Below are 19,533 nucleotides of genomic sequence, written 5' to 3' on the forward strand. Positions count from 1 at the left end.
CTGCTTTCTAGCGGATCGCGCCGGAGAGGACACCGGGCATCACGGCGGAGTCATCGCGCAGTTCGGTGAGGGTGGCGCCGCCGGACGCGGGCAGGACGTCGCGCGCGTCGGACAGGCCGGTGCTGCCGGCGATGATCGTGGGCCTGCTGCCGGTGAGCAGTTCCCGGATCTCCAGCCGCTGCCCCGGATCGGAGATCCGGTCGGTCCGGTCGAGCACCAGGATCTCCGGGTTCTCCCGCAACGCCCGGCGCACCGCGTCGGCACCACCGTCTCCCGCGTCGACGTAGGAGACCTTGGCTCGGACGGTCGAGGCCCGCGCGGGCAGCACGTACCCGAGGACCTTCAGCTTGCCCTGCTCGGGCTGGAGCCTGCCGGACAAGGTCAGCAGCACCGCGGTGATCGCCGACTCGTACCGGCCGCGCACCACGTGCACGCCGCCGCGCGGCACCAGGAATCCGACGTCCTGGTAGACCGGCACCCCGGTGGACGGGTCGTCGAGGCGCAGGCTTTCGCAGGCGATCGCGTCGTCGGCGCCGGGCCGCGGCCAGTCGGCCAGCGCGATCTCCTCGCGGAGGTTCTCACCTTCCACGTCGAAGGCGGGCAGGATCCGGTCCAGCTTGCGCGGCATCCACCACGCCTTGTCCCCGAGCAGCGCCAGCACCGCCGGGACCAGTGTCATGCGGACGATGAACGCGTCGACGAACACGCCCACGGCGAGGCCCATCGCGATGGGCTTCAGGTTGGCGTCGCCGTCGGGCACGAACGCGGCGAACACCGCGAACATGATCACCGCGGCAGCCGTGACGACCTTGCCGGAGGACACGAATCCGGTGTGGATCGCGGCCTGGGCGTCCTTGGTGTGCACGTATTCCTCGCGCATCCGGGACACCAGGAAGACCTCGTAGTCCATGGCGAGGCCGAACAGGATGCCCATCAGCACGATCGGCATGAAGCTGATCACCGGGCCGGTGCGCGGCACGTTGAGCAGCTCGGCCATCCACCCGTCCTGGAAGACCAGCGTCACGATGCCGAACGACGCGCCGATGCTCAGCAGGTAGCCGAGCGTCGCCTTGATCGGCACCGCGATGGAGCGGAACACCATGGTCAGCAGCACCAGCGACAGGCCGACGACGACGATGCCGAACGGCAGCAGCGCGGCGCCGAGCTGGTCGGAGACGTCGATGCCGATGGCCGTGAAGCCGGTGACGGAGATGTTGATGCCGTAGGTGTCGAGGAAGTGCCCCCGCAGCGAGCGGATCTCCTCCACCAGTTCCTTGGTCTGCTCGGAGTCCGGAGCCCCTTCGGGGATGACCTGGACGATGCCGGTGTCGGCGGTCGGGTTCGGCGTTGACATCGGCACATCGGCCACGCCGGGCAGCCGCTCGATCTCCGTCTTGAGATCGTTCATCAGCCCGAGCGGGTCCTCGCTGGTGACGATGCTCCCGGTGACGATCAGCGGGCCGTTGAAGCCCTTCGCGAAGTGCTCGGCGGTGAGGTCGTAGGTGACCCGAGCCGGGTCTTCCTTGGCCAGCGCGCCCGCGTCGGGCAGCGCGAGCCGCAGGCCCGCGGCGGGCACCGTGGCGATGCCGAGCACGCCGACCACCACGAGGACGGTGACGATCGGGAACCTCGTCGCGGCGCGCACCCAGCCCCCGAAGAATCGGTCGCCGACCGGGGGCTTGCCCGAGGAGGTGCGAGCGCGTTTGCCCTGCTTGGCGGGCGTGGGGGTGAGCCGCTCACCGGCGAAGCCCAGCAGCGCGGGGATCAGCGTCAGCGAGACCAGCACGGCGATGCCGACGGAGACGGCCCCGGCGACGCCCATGGTGGTGAGGAACGGAATCCCCGCGACGCCCAGGCCGCCGAGGGCGATCATCACGGTCAGCCCGGCGAAGATCACCGCCGAGCCCGCGGTGGCGGTGGCCCGCGCGGCCGCTTCGTGCGCGGACACGCCGCCCGAAAGTTCCTGCTGGTGGCGGGAGACGATGAACAGCGCGTAGTCGATGCCCACGGCCAGGCCCAGCATCAGCGACAGCAGCGGAGTCGTCGCGGTCACCGGCCCGAGCACGGTGGCCAGCAGGATCAGGAACGTGGAGACGCCCACTCCCAGCAGCGCGTTCAGCAGCGGCATCCCGGCGGCGAGGAACGAACCGAGCGTGATCATCAGGACCACGATCGCGATCACCAGGCCGAGCGCTTCGACGAAGCTGAGGCCGGGGAAGCTCTGCGAGAACAGCGGACCGCCGTGCGAGGCCTGCGAACCTTCCGGCAACCGCTGCTGGAGGTCGGCGGCGATGCCGGCGATGTGGTCCTTGGTCGGCTCGCCGATCTCCATGGTCTGGCCTTCGAGCTGCACCATGATCAGACCGGCTTTGCCGTCCTCGCTGATGCTGCCGCCGAGGTCCTCGTTGTACGGCGAGACGATGGACGCGGCCTCGTCCATGCCTTCGAGCTCGTCGACGGTGCGCTCGACTTCGCGCTGCACCTCCGGGGCGCGCACGTCGTCCGGCGCGACCACGATGATCTGCGCGGAGGCACCGCTGGTCTGCGGGAAGGTCACCGAGAGGCGGTCGAGCGCGTTCTGCGCTTCGGTGCCGGGAATCGTGACGTTGTTGTCCATTCCCTTGAACAGCAAACCGGCCGCGCCGCCGGTCACGACCAGCACTAGCAGCCAGACCACGAGGACGGTCTTGCGGGCGGCGTACGCCCTGCGCCCTAGTGAGTAGAGGAACGAGGACACGCCACACTCCTGTCGCCGGGGAGGTTCTCGCCGGACGGCGGGTCACCAGTTAGAGGGAAGTTGGATACAACGCTGTATCCGATACATGAGCGTATCCGATACCATGGGGCCGTTCCACGCGGGCCGCATCACAGCGGGAAAGCCGCTGGTATAGGTCCGCAGGAAGGAAGGTTCGTGGTGAACGCGAGCAAGTTGGCCCGAAGCGCCGAGCGCCCGGAAACCGGCGCGCGCGAGACCGCTCGGCGCACCAAGACCCGCGAACGGCTGATGGACGCCGCCTACCGACAGTTCAGCGAGCACGGCATCAACGGCACCTCCGTCGAGGCGATCACCGACGACGCCGGCTTCACCCGTGGCGCGTTCTACTCCAACTTCAGCAGCAAGGAGGAGTTGTTCTTCGCCCTCACCGAACGGGAGAACCGCATTCGGCTGGAGACGCTGCGGGAGAACTTCGCCGGGCTGGTCGCGCCGCTCGGCGACACCGCGGGCAAACCGGCCCCGCACCTGATCGAGAGCATCATCGCCGACGTGCTGTCGTTCCAGCCGGACAATCGGCAGTGGTGCCTGATGCAGAGCGAGTTCCGCCTGCTGGCGCTGCGCGATCCCGAGGTGGCGCCGCGCTTCCTCGCCGCTTCCCAGTCCTTCTTGCGCGAACTCGCCGCGATGGTCGACACCGCGGTCCGCTCGGTCGGAGTGCGATTCCTGATCGACACGCTGGACCTGACGCGGATGCTGGTGGACCAGTTCGACTCGGCGATGCAGGAGGCGATCCTGTCCGGCGCCGACGACCCCGAGCTCGTGGTCCGCGAGCACGTGATGCGCACCCTCCCGCTGCTGGTGCACAGCCTCACCGACACCATCGAACCCTGAGTCCGGACGGGACCGCGCTACGGGTTCGGCGCGGGTCCGGCGAAGGATCGGTCCACCGGCGGTGTGATTCCGCACGGCGTGATCCAGGAAGCTCTGCGAAGGTCGGAACGTTCTCGGTCCAGGGAGCGCTCAGCGGACGACCGCGGGCGCACCGGACGAACAACCCGACGCTAGGAGTTAGGTCATGGCCGACCGCAATGCGACGACGAGCTGGCAGGGCGACCTGGGATCCGGTTCTGGTCTCGTCACCTTGGATTCCTCGAACGCGGGGCAGTTTCCCGTGTCGTTCGCGACCCGCGCGGAGGACCCGGCCGGGCAGACCAGCCCGGAGGAGCTCATCGCCGCCGCCCACTCCGCCTGCTACAGCATGCAGCTGTCCGCGCTGCTCGGCGGCGTCGGACACGCGCCGGAAAGGATCGACACCAGTGCCGAGGTCACTCTCGGCAAGTCCGGCGACGGCTTCGCCATCACGGGAATCGCGCTGACCGTCCGCGCCACCGTTCCCGGCGCGAATGCCGACACCTTCCAGCAGGCGGCGCAGCAGGCCAAGGAAACCTGCCCGGTCTCGGCCGCCCTGACCGGCACCACGATCACGCTGGACGCCCAGCTTTCCGAGTGAAACGCGCGGTGAAGCGGTAGCGGAACCTCAGTGGCTTCCTCCCGCGGAAGCCACTGAGAATCCGCCGGTGGCCATCTCGCCGAGGTGGCCACCGCTCAGCGGCTCCGCCGCCGGCAGGGCACGGCTCAAGAACGACCTAGAAGATCACTGGCTTGACGTTCTCCGAACCCCGGATGCCCACTGGCTCCGGGGTTTCGCATTCGCCGGGCAGTGCCGTCGGCCTCAGGCTCCGTCGAGTGCCGCCGGTTCCTGGTGTGCCCACGGTGCGGCTTGTTCCAGTTGGGCCGCGAGGCGGAACAGGGTGCCTTCGCCGGTGAGCGGCGCGACGAACTGGACGCCGAGCGGCAGGCCGTCGGCGGTCCGGTGCAGCGGCACCGACATCGCGGGACGCCCGGTGATGTTGGCCAGCTGCGTGTACGGGACGTGGCGCATGTTCGTGCGCGCGACGCGATCCACGATCCCGGTGCGCCGCAGCAGCCCTCCCCCGCGCGCGGCCAGCACGATCCGGCCCAGCACCCGCAACGGCGCCGGGGTGGCGAGTTCGCCGATGCGCACCGGCGGACCGGCCAGGCTCGGGGTCAGCAGCAGGTCGTGGTGGCGGTGGAACTCCGCGAGCCGCGCGGAATGTCCGTGCCAGGCCTCCAGAACGGTCACGTAGTCCGGACCGCTGATGCTGCGCCCGGCCGCCGCCAGCAACCGGGTGTCCAGCTCGAAATTGTTCGAGCGGGCACCGGTGAGCCGCTCGGCCTCGGACAGCGCGTGGGCCAGCTTCACCGACCAGGCCCGCAGGAACTCCACCGTGAGCGCGGCCAGGTCCACCGGTGGCGGGACCTCCTCGACCTCGTGGCCCAGCTCCGCCAGCAGGTCCGCGGCGGAGCGCAGGGCTTTCACCGCCGCCGGGTCGGGATCGCCGAGCGCGGACGCCGCGCTGAAACCGATGCGCAGCTTGCCCGGTTCGCGCCGGACCTCCTCGGCGAACGGGCGTTCCGGCGCGGCGGCCGCGTACGGGGCCATCGGGTCGAAACCGACCAGCGCGTCCAACCCGACCGCGCTGTCGCGGACGGACCGCGACACGACACCGTCCACCGCCGCGCCGTGGAAACCTTCCGCGCGCTGCGGCCCGGCGGGCACCAGCCCACGTCCGGCCTTGAGCCCGAACACCCCGCAGCACGCCGCCGGGATGCGGATCGAACCACCGCCGTCGCTGGCCGCCGCCAACGGCACGATCCCGGCGGCCACCGTCGCGGCCGCGCCCCCGGAAGAACCGCCCGGGGTGCGGTCGAGCGCCCAGGGATTGCGGGCGGGACCGAACGCGACCGGCTCGGTGATCGGCTTGGCGCCGAATTCCGGGGTGTTGGTGCGGCCGAAGACCACCAGCCCGGCGGCCTCCCAGCGCCGCACGACCTCGGCGGTCTCGGCGGCCGCCACCGTCCGCAGCGATCGCGAGCCACCGCTGGAGGGAAGCCCGCTGATCTCCTGGTTCAGGTCCTTGAGCAGGAACGGCACCCCGCCCAGCGGCCCTGCCGGAGTGTTTCGCGCGCGCTCGCGGGCGCGGTCGTCGAGCCGCTGCGTGATCGCGTTCAGCCGCGGGTTCACCTGCTCGGCCCGCGCCAGCGCCGCGTCCAGCACCTCGCTCGCCGACACCTCGCCCGCACCGATCAGCTCGGCCAGCTCCACACCGTCCCGCCGACGGTAGTCCGCGTACTCCATGCCACCCATCCCGTTCGTCGCCTCCCGCCGAACCATGCTCCCGCGATTTGATCAGGTGAACGGACCGTTCGACCAACCGCATTGGTCGAACGGTCCGTTCACCGAGTCAGGGGTGTGCGGCGAGGGTCGTCGACTCGGCCGCCGCCGTCAGGGCCGCGGTGAAGTGTTCGTGGAACGTGCGGATCGCCGTTTCCGCCTCGGCTGTGCCGGGGTGGCGGGTGTGCAGGAAGAGGCCGTCGGCCGTGCGGGACACCCAGAGCTGGACGTCGTCGGCGTCGGCTTCGCCGCTGATGTGCCGCGGCCGGGACTCGGGGAATTCCAGGGACACCGGCAGCGCGCGATAGTCCACATAGGACATCATGAAGACGTCCTTGCGCGTCGGAGCGTACTCGTCGGAGATCGCGGTGAGGATGTTCGGCAGTGGCACGCCGAGGGTGCCCAGCGCTTCCCGGAACGCCACCTTCGCGTGCGTGTGGGTGTCGGCGAACCGGCCGTCCACCACGTTGAACATGACCGGGGCGTTCGTCGTGAACCAGCCGACGGCGTGCCGCCAACGCGGTTCGTGCCTGGTGTGCAACGGAATCAGCAGACCGATGGGGTCCCCGGCGCCCAGTTCGCGCAACGCGAGTCCCGCGGCGGCCAGCACACCGGTGAGCACGCTGCCCAAACCCTCGCGGCAGGCCGCGTCGAAGGCGTCCGCGGCCTCCACGTCCAGCAACCGCGCCGTCATCGAACGCTGCCGCACCGCACGTCCCGGTTCCACGCCGAGTCCCAGCGGGAAACCCGGTGTCGTCGCGCCGTTGTTGCGCAGGAAATCCCGCCAGTACGTCACCGCCGGATGCTCACCGCTCTCCGGAGGTGGGGCGGACAGGCCGGGCGCGTCCCACTCCGGAACGCTCGGCCGTCCGGCTAGGGCTTCGGCGGTCATCGCCTGGTGTTCCTGCGCGCAGTAGTCGACGAAACCGCCCACGTCCGCCAGGTCGGCCCGCGTGCCCCTGGCTGCGGCGTAGTACAGCACCTGAAGTTCGTGCGCCGCCACTGCCAGCGAGTAGGCGTCCATGCAGGAGTGGTCGAACGCGGCGAACACCGTGCCGCCCCGTTCGTGCCGGATCGCGCCCAGCAGGAACGGCGGCCACCGGAGCGGCACGCACTGCTCGTCGAACCGCCGCGACAGGTGCTCGCGGACCGCCGAGGAGCCGGTGAACGTGCCCGCCTCCCGTCGCCGCAACACCACCCCGTCTGGGCGCAGCAGTGCGCGGCGGACCTCGCCGTCCTGCTCGGTGAACCGGCTCAGCAGCCCGCTGTGCCGACGGATCCACTGCCCGGCGGCCGCCTCCAGCGCGTCCTCGTCCAGCACTCCCGGCAGCTCGAAGGTGCAGGCCAGCCACGGCGGCGGCGCCCCATCGGCTCCGGTGGCGCCCAGGTGCAAGGACTGGTTCAGCGACGGCGGCACGTCGCTGGGCTCGAACTCGTGCCCTGGCGCGGGTTCCGCCGTCCACTCCACGATGGCGCCGGGCGGCGGGTCGAACGCGCTGATCGTCATGACTCGCATCGCCATCACTCCACGTCGGCCGCAAGCCGGGACTCGTGATCATCGGCGGTCCGGTGCAGCACGGCCTTCGCGCGGTCCGGATGGCGGGCGACGTTGCCCGCCGCATCGTTGGCGACCGTCCGGGGAACGCGGCTCTCCTGGAAGGACGCGTGCGGGGCGGGATACTCTCGCACGTCCTCGCCCGGGTCCAATGTGGACACCACAGAAGGCCGTCCGGACGGCCTGCCGGGAGCGGGCTCGTACTCGCGGAGTGCGTTCATCCTCATGAGCGGAATCCCTTCACCACGGGGCGGACTCAGGCCCGGTACCCACGCCGATCGGAGCTCGAAAGCCGGACCTTACATGATCATGAAATGATCGCTCCGCCCACGACCGCGCGACGGCGGATACGTGGTGGCCGCACAAGCACCCGCAGGTGAAACCCCGCTCCCACGACGGAAAAGAACGTGGCGGCGCCGACATCGGCACCGCCACGCCCGCCTCTTCCGCGACTAGATCTGCGGCGGCCGATGCTCGTACGGGGTGGACAGCACCACCGTCGTCCTGGTCGAGACCTTCGCCGCCTCCCGAATCTGGCGCAGCAACTCCTCCAGCCCCAGCGGGGAAGCGACCCGGACCTGCAGGATGTAGGACTCGTCGCCCGCCACCGAGTAGCAGGACTCGATCTCCGGCAAGTGCTCCAGCCGCTGCGGATAGTCGTCCGGAGCGGCCGGATCGATCGGCGTCAGCGAGATGAACGCCGTCAGCGGCAACCCGATCTGGTCACCGTCCACTTTGGCCACATAACCCTGCAGCGCGCCGCGCTGCTCCAGCCGCCGGACCCGCTGGTGCACCGCCGAGACGCTCAGCCCGACCCGCTCGGCCAGGTCGGTGAAGCTGCACCGGCCGTCGTGCGCCAGCTCGCGCAGGATCGCGCGATCCGTCGCTTCCAGCTCTCCCGTGTTCCGGTCGTTCACGCCGGCAGCACCACCAGCTCGTGCGGCTGCGAGTTCACGTTCAGCGCACCGTCCTCGATGACGATCACGATGTCCTCGATCCGGGCGCCCCAGCGGCCGGACTGGTAAATGCCGGGCTCGATGCTGAACGCCATGCCCGCCTCCAATTCCAAGGTGTTGCCCCCGACGATGTACGGCTCCTCGTGCACGTCGAGGCCGATGCCGTGCCCGGTGCGGTGGATGAACTGCTCGCCGAAACCGGCCGCCGCGATGGGTTCCCGCGCGGCGGCGTCGATCGACTCGGCCGTCGCGCCGGGGCGGACCGCGCGCACCGCCGCGTCCTGCGCCGCCTGCAGCACCGCGTAGGTCTCCGCCACGTCGGGCTGCGACGGCTCCCCCACCGCATAGGTGCGGGTGCAGTCGGAGTTGTACCCGGACGGGATCGGCCCGCCGATGTCCACGACCACCACGTCCCCGGGCTCGATCACCCGGTCCGACAACGCGTGGTGCGGGCTGGCGCCGTTCGCGGCCGAGCCGACGATGACGAACTCGGCCTCGGTGTGCCCCTCCTCGACGATGGCGGCGGCGATGTCCGCGCCGACCTGCGCCTCGGTGCGCCCGGCGGTGAGGAACTCCGACATCCGGGCGTGCACCCGGTCGATCGCCGCACCGGCCGTGCGCAGCGCCTCGATCTCGGCGGCGTCCTTGCGCATCCGCAGCTCGCGCAGCACCGAACCGGCCAGCACCTGCTCCGCGCCCGTCGCCGCACGCAGCGGCAAGGTGTGCATCGCGGGCATCACGTCGGCGACGCCCAGCCGGGACGGCGCACCGCCGCGGCGCAGCAGGTCCGCGACCAGCGCGTGCGGGTCCTCACCGTCGACCCAGGTCACGACCTCGATACCGAGTTCCTCGGCGGGAACGTCCGCGTAACCGGGCGCCTCCAGCTTCGGCAGCACCAGCACCGGAGCGGCACCGTTTCCCGTCGCGGGCAGCACCAGGGTGCTCAACCGCTCGAACGACTCGCCGCGGGCACCGAGCAGGTACCGCAGATCCGAACCAGGGGTGATCAGCAGGGCGTCCAGGTCCGCGGTCGCCGCCGTCGCCGCGGCGCGGCTCAGTCGACCGGAGAACACCGCGGGATCCTGCTTGAGCGAAACAGTGGCCATGGCCACCTAGCCTAACCGTCGCTCTCGTAGACATCGTCCGGCGTGGCGGCGCATGCGAACGGAGAAGGACCGGGCAGGACCATTCCCTGCCCGGCCCCTCTCACCTCCGGCCCGGCAGTGGCGTCCGGGGAGGACCGATGCGCCCGGCCGGAGCGGACCGCCGCCTGTCGGGGGAGCGACGGCGGCCCGTTCCCGTCCCGGCCTCGCGGACCGGGAAATCCCTGTGCCGCACCTCGATCTCGCCGGTGTCGCGCACTGGTCCGACTGTATGAGGCGACTCGGGTGGCGTAGTGACAGTGATCTGACAGCTCGTCCGGCGACGGGCGCCCGGCCTGCGATGCGATGTCCGCGGGGCGTGACAGAGTGGACTCCGTGACGGGTTCTGTGATGTTGATCGACTCCGCCGGGTTGTGGTTCCGCTCGTACTACGCGCTGCCCGACTCGTTGACGGCCCCGGACGGGACGCCGGTGAACTCGGTGCGCGGGTTCTGCGACATGGTGGCGAAGCTCATCGACGAACGGCGGCCGACGCGGCTGGTGGCGTGCTTGGACAACGACTGGCGCCCGCAGTTCCGCGTCGACGCGCTGCCCTCCTACAAGGCGCACCGGGTGGCCGAGGAGGACCCGGACGCCGAGGAGGTGCCGGACACGCTGAGCCCGCAGATCCCGATCATCCTGGACGTGCTGGACGCGCTGGGCGTGGCCACCGGCGAAGCCGAGGGCTACGAGGCGGACGACGTCATCGGCGTGCTCGCCGACCGGGAGCGCGACGATCCCGTGGAGGTCGTCACCGGCGACCGCGACCTGTTCCAGCTGGTGCGCACCGAGCCGACTCCGGTGCGGGTGCGCTACGTCGGAGCCGGGCTGGCGAAGGCGCAGGACTTCGGTCCTGCCGAGCTGGCCGAGCGCTACGCGCTGGACGCGGCCCGCGCCGGCGACGCCTACGCCGAGATGGCGATCCTGCGCGGCGATCCGTCCGACGGGCTGCCGGGAGTGGCCGGGATCGGGGAGAAGACCGCCGCGAAGCTGATCACCGAGTTCGGTTCGCTGGACGCGCTGCTGGCGGCGTCCGAACAAGGCGACCGGCGGCTCACGCCCCGCGTGCGCGGGAAGCTCGCCGAGGCGGCGGACTACCTGGCCGCCGCGCCCGCGGTGGTCAACGTCGTGCGGGACGCGCCGGTCGTGGTAGACCGCCCCGACCGGACCCCCACCGAGCCCGCCGACCCGGAACGGCTCGCGGAACTCGGCACCGAATGGGGCCTCGGCGGCTCCCTGGACCGCCTCATCGCCGCCCTCTGAAACTCAGGTGAACGTCCCCTTCGCCCAATGCGACCAAGGGGACGTTCACCTGGTGCCGCTCGTGAGGTCAACGGCCCATCGCTCGGAGACGAGCCGGCACTCCTGCGGCGGACGCAGCAGGAGTGCGGCGATCAGTTCGTTCCCGGCGGCGGCATGGGCGGCATCGGGTCCGGGGGCGGAGTGGCGTCCGGCTGGATGCCGAGCACGATCGTGCCGGTGATACCGCGGCCGAACGGTCCCGGCTTGACGTCCAGTTCCGAGACGGCCCCCTCACCGCCACCGGTGTAGAGCACGTCCTCGTCGTTGGTGACCCGCTCGATCCGGTTCTCGCGGTAAGGCGCCAGCGAGCCGAGCTCGGCGTTGAACCTCTCGGGGAAGTAGAGCTGACCGGTGTGGGAGACGTGTCCGCCCTCCACGGTTGCGCCTTCGGCTTCCGCGCCGGTCACCGTCTTCACGTGGATGTGGACGGCCCGGCCCGTGTACCACCCCGGCACGATGCTGCGGAACGACGCCACACCCGCGGCGTCGGTGAGCTGGACTCCGCGCAACCAGGTCGTTTCGTCGGTCGGTGCGGCGTGCCCGTTCTCGTCCACCGGCGGGAGGATGCCGTTGCCGTAACCGGTGTATGAGGAGTACACGCCCAGCGCGTCGCAGTGCCAGATGTCGACGGCGACGTCCGGCAGCGGCAGGCAGCTGTCGGCGTCCACCACGACGATCTTGAGCAGGAGGTCGAGGCCTTCTCTGTCCTCGGTGATGTCTTCGCGGCGGATCCCGTAGTCGAGGTAGTACGGCCCCTCCATCTGCTCTGGCGCCAGCACGCAGGAAGGCGTCCAGCGCTGTCCGGAGCTCGCGGGGGTGCTGTGCGCGCTCGCGGCGGACACGTTCAGGCCGATGGCCGCCGCTCCCAGACCGCCGAACGCGGCGAGCGCCGTCCGGCGGCTCGTGCCTGTGCCGTGTGGTGCGTTTTCAGGTGATCCGGGCTGCGCTGACTGGTGTTCGGGCATGCCCGAGACGGTATTGAGCGGGCGCCCGCGCTCGCGCGGAAGCGGACCAGAAATCCGCATCCCGCACGGGAGGCCGAGAGTCACGGCTCGAACCAGGTGAACGGTGTGCGCGGCACCTCCATGCTCCACGGGTGCAGCGCGCGGGAGAGCGCGGACAGCGGTGTCTCACCGGGAACCGCGCGCTGGGCGAGCAGCGGCTCGAAGTAGTGCTCGACGAGTCGCAGCCAGAACTCCTTGTCGGGAGCGAAGTGCAGGTGCAGCGAGGGGTGGTTCTCCTGCCACCGGCGGATCGCCTCGATCTTGCGCGTGCCGTGCCCGTGGCACACCAGGTGGATCTGCTGGCCGGGCAGGATCCGGGTCCCCAGGTTGCGCAGGAAGGTGAGGAGACCACCCGCCGCATCGGCCTGATCGCGCTGGGACAACATGGCGGCGAGTTCCTTGCGCAACACCGCGTCGTAGTTCCCCGATGACGGGCGAGGCGGCCGGACGGCGGGTTCCACCGCGTCGTCGTTGTTCACGGCCAACGCCATGATCGTTTCCGGGGGCGCCAGGTGCAGCGCGCTCCACGGTTCCTCGCGTTCGGCCCCCGCGCTCCCGCCGCGGGCTTCCGGCGTGACGCCGAGACGCCGCCAGATGCGCAGCACGGAGGAAGCCGAGGTCCCGGCGCGGGCGGCCATGTCGCGCTTGGTCCAGTGCGAACCGTTCGGTGGCGGCTCGGTGACCGTGGCCTCCAGCACGATCTTCACCTGCTCGTCGGTGATGGACCGCGGTTTGCCGGAGCGGGGCCGGTCGCGCAGCGCCGCCAGCCGCCCTTCCCGGAAGCGTTCCCGCCACTTGCCCACGACCGGCGGCGATACGCCGAACTCGCGGGCCACGGAACTGTTGGTCCGGCCGCCTTCCGCGCAGGCGAGGATGATCCGGCAGCGCACCGCCACTGCCTGCGGGGTCGACGGCAACCGGATCCACCGGGACAACGCCGCCCGTTCCGGCTCTGTGAGCAGCAGCGGGAGTTTCGAACTGGACGTACCCATACCGGGATCGATCTTAAACGAATTTCGGACCACCGGGCGCCGGATTCGCGTGCGAACGGCGCCCGGTGGCGACGGAACGGTCACTGATCATGACCAGAGCCGCTTGGTCGCGAGCTCAGCGCCTTCCGCGAGGGACTCCAGCTTCGCCCAGGCCAGCTGCGGGTGAACTCGCCCGCCCAAGCCGCAGTCGGTCGAGGCGATCACGTTCTCGCGGCCCACGCACTCGGCGAAGCGGACGATGCGATCGGCCACCAGTTCCGGGTGTTCCACGACGTTGGTGGCGTGGCTGACCACACCGGGCAGGATCAGCTTGCCCGCCGGCAGGCTGACGTCCTGCCACACCTTCCACTCGTGCTCGTGGCGCACGTTGCCCGCCTCGAACGAGTAGGCCTGCACGTCGATGGACAGCAGCAGGTCGATCAGGTCGCGCATGGGCAGGTCCGTGGTGTGGGGGCCGTGCCAGCTGCCCCAGCACAGGTGGAACCGGATCCGGTCCTTCGGCAGATCGCGGATCGCGTAGTTCAGCGCTTCCACCCGGCGTCTCGTGAAGCGCTGGTAGTCCTCGACGGACGGCTCCGGGTTGATCTGGTCCCAGTTCTCGGCGATGGCGGGGTCGTCGAGCTGCAGGATCAGTCCGGCGTCGATGATCGCCTTGTACTCCTCGCGCATGGCATCGGCGCAGGCGTAGAGGAATTCCTCGTCGTCGGCGTAGTGCTCGTTGCCGATCCGCGAGCAGCTCGCCGGTGCGATCGAGGTCATGAAGCCTTCCTCGAGACCGGCGGTGGCCAATCCGTGCTTGAAGCTGCGGATGTCGGCGGCGATCGCCTCGTGACCCGTGTAAGTCAGCGGGCCACGACACACCGGGAAGCGGATCGAGCCTCCGCCTGCCGCGACGCCCGAGGTCGGATCCGCGTAGGCCTCGGCGAAGCGGACCCGGTCGCGGCGGTTGCCGAAACTGGTCAGCGCGATCTCGCCGGGCTTGGCTTCGTGCGTGATTTCGTTCATGGGGGCGTCGTTGAGTTCGAGGCCGCCCAACCGCTGGAACGAATACGACCACCAAGCGCCGTAGTCGACCTTCTGGTTGACGGACTTGCCGAACTCACCGTCGCCGACCATGTCGATGCCGGTGCCGACCTGGCGGGAGACGAGGTCGGAGACCGCGGTGTCCAGTTCCGCGCGATGCTGCTGCTCGTCGATCTCGCCTTCGGCGCGAGCCGCGTTGAGTTCGATCAACCTCTCCGGACGCGGCAGGCTGCCCGCCTGGGTGGTCAGGATGCGGCTGGTGCTCGAACGCATGGATGTCTCCCTTGTCAGACGGCCGGTTCCGCCATAGTCGTTCGCGGGCGAAAGAAGGACAAACATCCAGCGCACAGCATCGTTCGGTGCTGTTCGACGGCCGCGATCGGCGGTATTCGGCGGGTGACTTCCGGACCGGGCCAGAAATCGCGCGGCGAAATCCGAACCACCGGTCCGGGAATCGACCGGTGTCCGCGCAACGCCGCAGGAGTGTCGTCACGGCAACGGTCGTGCCCGACCGCCGCAGGACGGTCGGGCACGCGCCGATCGAGTATTCACGAACGAAGAGGTCTCGCCGCGAGCCGTCTCAGAAACCGGTGCCGCACCAAGGCGGGCGTTCGGTGGCGAACAGGCGGTCCGCTCGGGAGGCAGCGGCGGGGTCGTGCACGTTGATGCGGTTCGCCTCGGCCAGCGTCGTCACCGTGACATCGCCCAGGTACAGCGAGGCCAGCACGTCCACGTCGAGGCTCAGGTGCGGCGGGTCGTCGCTGGGTTCGGCGCCGCCCGCGCCGATCCGGTAGCTGCCCGCGTTCTCCGGCAGCACCGCGTCCCGCACCTCGATCACCACGGGGTCCTCGGCTCCGTAGGAACGGGCGGCCAGCGCGGCGGGCACGTCGACGAGCCGTACCCACAGGTCGTCGTCGAGCCGGTCCACGGAATAGCCGCGCCGGTCGGCGAGCCACCACGGCAGCGCCTCGTCCACGGGCCGGTCGATCGCGGCGATCGTGGTGACCAGGTCCAGGCTCAGCAGGAAGCGCCAGAGCGACGCGGTGGCGACGGCGTCCGCCGCGTGCAGCTCGGCCACCTGCATCGTGATCGAGCCGTCGTCGAAGTGATGATCGGACTTCGCCGGTTCGAACAGCACGAACCCGTCATCGGTGCCGGACTCGTCGGAGTGCACGGCGATCCGCTGGGCGCCGCCGTTCTCCAGAGTTCCGAACAGCCGAGTGCTCCACCAGCCTTCGCTGCGGCCGATCAGGCCTGGTCTGCCGGTGGCGATCCGCGAGTACAACTCCGGGAGCAGCTTCTCCGCCGTCGGCCCGTCCACCAGCCGCACCTGCCCGCCGGCAGGAGCGTCGGCCCGCAGCTCGGCGCGGAACCGGGACACCGAGACGCGGTGCGTGCGAGTCGCCAGGCCGTAGCCGAAGCGCGGGTAGATGCGGGTCTCGGAGGCGTGCAGCATCGCCACCGGCTCGCCGCGCCCCCGGGTGTCGGCGAGCTGCGCGTGCATCAGTTCCCGCAGCAGGCCGCGCCGGGTGCGGTCGGCTCGCACGCCGACCCCGGTCACCGCGGCCGCGGGCAGCACCGCCCCGCCGGGCACCTCCAGCGAGGACGACAACGACATCGCGGTGCCGCTGAGCTCGCCGTCGAGGTACGCGCCGAACGCCCGCCCCGGCTCGTACCGGGTCACCGACCGGCGCCAGCGCTCCTCGCTGCTGCGCTCCGGCACGTTCAAGGAGGCGAGGAACAGGTCGTTCGCCTGGCGGTATTCGGATTCGGCCAGCGGCCGCACGTCGACTTCGCTCACACCCGCATCCTGCCGAGGCGGACGCCGCGCGTCGAGCGAATTCCGGGCTACCTGGGGTAGCCGACCTCGTAGGTCCCGGATTCGTCCTGCACCGTCACCGACACCCGCTTGTTCCCACCCTCGAGGGTCACCTGGCAGTCGAAGCCGCGTCCGGCGACGACGAGCTGCCCCTTCGGGCAGGTGACCGATTCGACGGTGCCGAGGTGGTAGGAGTCCTCCAGGGTCTGCTCCACACCGTGCTGCACGCTGTCCGCGTCGAGCTGATCGCGCACCAGCACGCCGGGGTGCACAAAACCCACCACCGCCAGTGAACCGGCGACGAGCACCAGGACCGCGCCACCGAACACCCACGGCGCCTTCGACTTCCGGCGCGGCGGCGCGGGCGGCGGCTGCGAACCGCGGCCGGGCGGGCCGACGGTGATCGGCGGCAGGTTCGGGTGGGTCGGCTCCGCTCCGGGTCGCGCCTGTTGCGGTGCCCCGCCGGGCCGCGTCGGCCGTCCCGACTGCCCTGGGGCGGAGCCACGACCGACCGGCTGACCTGCGGCGGATCCTCGACGAACCTGCATTCCCGGCTGCGTGCCGGGGTGCCCGGGTGCCGGCCGGCTTCGCTGCGGGGACGGGCCGTGGGGGCCGGTCATCTGGTACCTCCGGGAAAGCTGAACGTTCCGGCGCGGCGCGCGTCCCCCTGCGCACCCCGCCGACGAATCCAATCACAGCCGGCCACCAAGACCTCACACCGCCGGGTGAGCTTCCGGTTCGTCTCAGTCCGCAACGATGCGCGACCCGGCGGTGGGACGGCCGGTGCCGGCCGCCCCACCCGGGCGATCACATGGCGCCCGCGGCGACGACCCCTCGGCGGATCGCGGTGACGGCCTTCGCCGCCGCGGAACCCACCGGGTCGGACTTGCCGGTGACGTCTCGGATCTGGTCGAGCAGGTCCACCACCTGGCGGCACCAGCGCACGAAGTCACCGGCGGAGAGCTCGTGCCCGGTGGACTCGGCGGCGGTGAGCACCCGCTCCAGCGACTCGCCGCGCACCCACCGGTAGACCGGCCAGGCGAACCCGGCGTCCGGTTCGCGGGTGCGATCCAGCTTGTGCCTGCGCTCGTCCTCCTCCAACTCGCCCCACACCTGCCAGGTCGCGCCCAGCACGTCGGCGACCGCTCCGGAGGGCACCGGCGGCGACACCGCGGTCTCCCGGCGGGATTCGTAGACCAGCGACGACACCACGGCCGCCAGCTCGGCGGGCTGCAACGACTCCCAGATGCCCGCGCGCAGGCATTCCGCGGCCAGCAGGTCCGACTCGCTGTAGAGCCGGGACAACCGCCTGCCGTGCTCGGTCACCGGTTGCTCCGGGTCGTCGACGGCCACGTAGTTGCGTTCGGCGAGCAACGCGATGATCCGGTCGAACGCGCGCGCCAGCGAGTGCGTGGTGGTGGCCACCTTGCGCCGCAGGTGCTCGGTCTCCGAACGCAGCCGCTCGTGCCGTTCGGCCCAGCGGGCGTGCTTCTCGCGCTCGTCGCAGCCGTGGCACGGGTGCGCTTTCAGCGCGCGGCGCAGGCTGGCGAGTTCGGCGTCGTCACCGGAGTCCGACCGGTTCCGGCCGCGCCCGCCCGGCAGGGAGATCCCGGTCTCGCGCAGCCCGGACGCCAGGTCGCGGCGGGACTTCGGGGAGCGGGTGTCGACCTGCTTGGGCAGCCGCATCCGGCCCAGCGCCGCCACGGGCGAGGTGAAGTCGGCGACCGACAAACGTCCGGACCAGCGGTCCTCGGTGACCACCAGCGGACGCGGTTCCCCCATCGGCTCCAGGCCGGGGTCGATCACCACGGCCAGCCCGGAGCGCCGCCCGGCCGGGACCTGGATCACGTCGCCCTTGCGCAGCTTCTCCAGCGACTTCGCCGCCTCCGCCCGCTTGGACGCCCGGTTCTGCTTGGCCAGCACCTTCTCCCGCTCGGAGATGCGGCGGCGCAGCGCGAAGTACTCGCTGAAATCGCCCAGGTGGCAGGTCATCGACTCGGTGTAGCCCTCGAGGGCGTCGGCGTTGCGGTCCACCCGCCGCGACATGCCGACCACCGACCGGTCGGCCTGGAACTGCGCGAACGACTGCTCCAGCAGGTCCCGCGCGGCGTCCCGGCCCACTCGGTGCACCAGGTTCACGGCCATGTTGTAACCGGGCCGGAACGACGAGCGCAGCGGATACGTCCGGGTGGAGGCGAGTCCGGCGACCTGCTTGGGGTCCATGCCCGGTTGCCACACCACCACGGCGTGGCCTTCGACGTCGATGCCCCGGCGGCCCGCGCGACCGGTGAGCTGGGTGTACTCACCGGGCGTGAGGTCGACGTGCGATTCGCCGTTGTACTTGACCAGCCGCTCCAGCACCACGGTGCGGGCGGGCATGTTGATGCCCAGCGCCAAGGTCTCGGTGGCGAACACGGCCTTGACCAGGCCGCGGACGAACAGCTCCTCCACGGTCTCCTTGAACGCGGGCAGCAGTCCCGCGTGGTGCGCGGCGACACCGCGTTCCAGCGCGTCGCGCCACTCCCAGTAACCGAGCACCGTCAGGTCCGCCTCGGGCAGCGAGCTGGTGTGCTCGTCGATCACCTCGCGGATCTCGTCGACGTCGTTTTCGCTGGTCAGACGCAGTCCGGCGCGCATGCACTGGTTCACCGCGGCGTCGCAGCCCGCGCGGCTGAAGATGAACACGATCGCGGGCAGCAGTCCGGCCGAGTTCAGGCTGTCGAGGATCTCCACCCGCGACGGCGCGAAGAACCGCGGCGGTCGCGGCCCCTTCCGCCTGCCGCCGGGGGGACCGCCACGGCCCCGCCCGTACGGGGCGTGCACCCTGGCCAGCTCCTGGGTGTGGCGCAGCAGGTGCGGGTTGAGCTTGAGTTCGCGGTCGGAGGTCTCCCCGCCGAACAGGTCGAACATGCGCGAGCCGACCTGCATGTGCTGCCACAGCGGCACCGGGCGGTGCTCGTCCACGACGACGGTGGTGTCGCCGCGCACCTCCACCAGCCACTCGCCGAACTCCTCGGCGTTGCTGACGGTCGCCGACAGGCTGGCCAGCTGCACGTGATCCGGCAGGTGCAGGATCACCTCTTCCCACACGGCGCCGCGGAACCGGTCGGCGAGGTAGTGCACCTCGTCCATCACGACGTAGCCGAGCTGGTCGATGCCGCGGGAGCTCGCGTAGAGCATGTTGCGCAGCACCTCGGTGGTCATCACGACCACCTGCGCGTCCCCGTTGATGGAGGTGTCGCCGGTGAGCAGGCCGACCGCGTCCTCGCCGTAGCGTTCGCAGAGGTCGGCGAACTTCTGGTTGGACAGCGCCTTGATCGGCGTGGTGTAGAAGCAGCGGCGGCCCTCGGACAGCGCCAAGTGCACGGCGAACTCGCCGACGACGGTCTTGCCCGCGCCGGTCGGCGCGCACACCAGCACTCCGTGTCCGGATTCGAGCGCCTGGCAGGAGGTGCGCTGGAACGCGTCGAGCTCGAAGGACAGCTCGGAGGCGAACTCGGCGAACTTCGGGTGGGCGCTGCGGCGGCGGTGCGCCGCGTAGGAGTCGGCCGGGGAGGACGCCGGTTCGGCCGCCGGGGCCTTGGCCGCCGGCCCGGTGGGGCGGCCCGCTCTTGTGCGGGTGCGGCGCGGTGGTTCCACCTTCTCCCCCTGGCCGGCGGGTTCGCCGGGGCCGGAGGCCACGGAATCCGAGGAGCCCGGCGATGCGGGGCTCCCCCCATCCGAGCCCGGCCGATCCGGATGCGACATGTCAGAGTGCGAACGGCTTAC

General features: G+C 70.8%; 15 protein-coding genes. 3 read left to right on the forward strand and 12 right to left on the reverse strand.

What is annotated here, in order from left to right; all coding sequences use genetic code 11:
* Positions 1–7 precede the first annotated feature (7 nt).
* On the reverse strand, positions 8–2,737 hold the full coding sequence (locus H2Q94_RS20150) for an MMPL family transporter (RefSeq protein ID WP_243788762.1): 2,730 nt from the start codon (positions 2,735–2,737) through the stop codon (positions 8–10).
* 177 nt (positions 2,738–2,914) lie between these two features.
* On the opposite strand from H2Q94_RS20150, the gene H2Q94_RS20155 reads away from it, so the two are divergent.
* Positions 2,915–3,607, forward strand: coding sequence for a TetR/AcrR family transcriptional regulator (locus H2Q94_RS20155; RefSeq protein ID WP_243788763.1), 693 nt, complete (start codon positions 2,915–2,917; stop codon positions 3,605–3,607).
* A 184-nt stretch (positions 3,608–3,791) separates the two neighbouring features.
* Positions 3,792–4,226: an OsmC family protein gene (locus H2Q94_RS20160; RefSeq protein ID WP_243788764.1), complete on the forward strand. Its 435-nt coding sequence runs from the start codon at positions 3,792–3,794 to the stop codon at positions 4,224–4,226.
* A 222-nt stretch (positions 4,227–4,448) separates the two neighbouring features.
* Here the strand turns inward: H2Q94_RS20160 and H2Q94_RS20165 are convergent, their stop codons facing one another.
* The 5 genes from H2Q94_RS20165 to H2Q94_RS20185 form a co-directional block, all read right to left on the reverse strand.
* Entirely contained in the window at positions 4,449–5,945 is a 1,497-nt protein-coding gene (locus H2Q94_RS20165) for an amidase (RefSeq protein WP_309501048.1), read from the reverse strand.
* 97 nt (positions 5,946–6,042) lie between these two features.
* On the reverse strand, positions 6,043–7,488 hold the full coding sequence (locus H2Q94_RS20170) for a condensation domain-containing protein (RefSeq protein WP_243788765.1): 1,446 nt from the start codon (positions 7,486–7,488) through the stop codon (positions 6,043–6,045).
* Positions 7,489–7,493: 5 nt separating this feature from the next.
* A complete protein-coding gene (locus H2Q94_RS20175; protein ID WP_243788766.1) occupies positions 7,494–7,748 on the reverse strand; it encodes a hypothetical protein in 255 nt (84 codons plus the stop codon).
* A 231-nt stretch (positions 7,749–7,979) separates the two neighbouring features.
* Complete coding sequence (locus H2Q94_RS20180; protein ID WP_397545364.1) at positions 7,980–8,444, reverse strand: Lrp/AsnC family transcriptional regulator; 465 nt, start codon at positions 8,442–8,444, stop codon at positions 7,980–7,982.
* Positions 8,441–9,589 (reverse strand): M24 family metallopeptidase, encoded by a 1,149-nt coding sequence (locus H2Q94_RS20185; protein WP_243788767.1) that lies wholly within the window; start codon positions 9,587–9,589, stop codon positions 8,441–8,443. Before H2Q94_RS20185 ends, H2Q94_RS20180 begins: the two co-directional genes overlap by 4 nt.
* A gap of 387 nt (positions 9,590–9,976) precedes the next feature.
* On the opposite strand from H2Q94_RS20185, the gene H2Q94_RS20190 reads away from it, so the two are divergent.
* Positions 9,977–10,888 (forward strand): 5'-3' exonuclease, encoded by a 912-nt coding sequence (locus tag H2Q94_RS20190; RefSeq protein WP_243795809.1) that lies wholly within the window; start codon positions 9,977–9,979, stop codon positions 10,886–10,888.
* A 131-nt stretch (positions 10,889–11,019) separates the two neighbouring features.
* Here H2Q94_RS20190 and H2Q94_RS20195 read toward each other — a convergent pair whose 3' ends face one another.
* The 6 genes from H2Q94_RS20195 to H2Q94_RS20220 all read right to left on the reverse strand — a co-directional run bounded on the left by H2Q94_RS20195 (position 11,020) and on the right by H2Q94_RS20220 (position 19,404).
* A complete protein-coding gene (locus tag H2Q94_RS20195) occupies positions 11,020–11,892 on the reverse strand; it encodes an intradiol ring-cleavage dioxygenase (RefSeq protein WP_243788768.1) in 873 nt (290 codons plus the stop codon).
* 80 nt (positions 11,893–11,972) lie between these two features.
* Positions 11,973–12,923, reverse strand: coding sequence for a helix-turn-helix domain-containing protein (locus tag H2Q94_RS20200; protein WP_243788769.1), 951 nt, complete (start codon positions 12,921–12,923; stop codon positions 11,973–11,975).
* Between the two features lie 87 nt (positions 12,924–13,010).
* Entirely contained in the window at positions 13,011–14,219 is a 1,209-nt protein-coding gene (locus tag H2Q94_RS20205; RefSeq protein ID WP_243788770.1) for a cobalamin-independent methionine synthase II family protein, read from the reverse strand.
* Positions 14,220–14,526: 307 nt separating this feature from the next.
* Positions 14,527–15,747, reverse strand: coding sequence for a GNAT family N-acetyltransferase (locus tag H2Q94_RS20210; RefSeq protein WP_243788771.1), 1,221 nt, complete (start codon positions 15,745–15,747; stop codon positions 14,527–14,529).
* Between the two features lie 47 nt (positions 15,748–15,794).
* Positions 15,795–16,313, reverse strand: a complete 519-nt coding sequence (locus H2Q94_RS20215) for a DUF4333 domain-containing protein (protein WP_243788772.1) — start codon at positions 16,311–16,313, stop codon at positions 15,795–15,797.
* A 259-nt stretch (positions 16,314–16,572) separates the two neighbouring features.
* Positions 16,573–19,404, reverse strand: a complete 2,832-nt coding sequence (locus H2Q94_RS20220; RefSeq protein WP_243788773.1) for a DEAD/DEAH box helicase — start codon at positions 19,402–19,404, stop codon at positions 16,573–16,575.
* Positions 19,405–19,533 lie beyond the last annotated feature (129 nt).

It is taken from the genome of Saccharopolyspora gloriosae (assembly GCF_022828475.1).
In the GTDB taxonomy this organism is placed as follows: domain Bacteria; phylum Actinomycetota; class Actinomycetes; order Mycobacteriales; family Pseudonocardiaceae; genus Saccharopolyspora_C; species Saccharopolyspora_C gloriosae_A.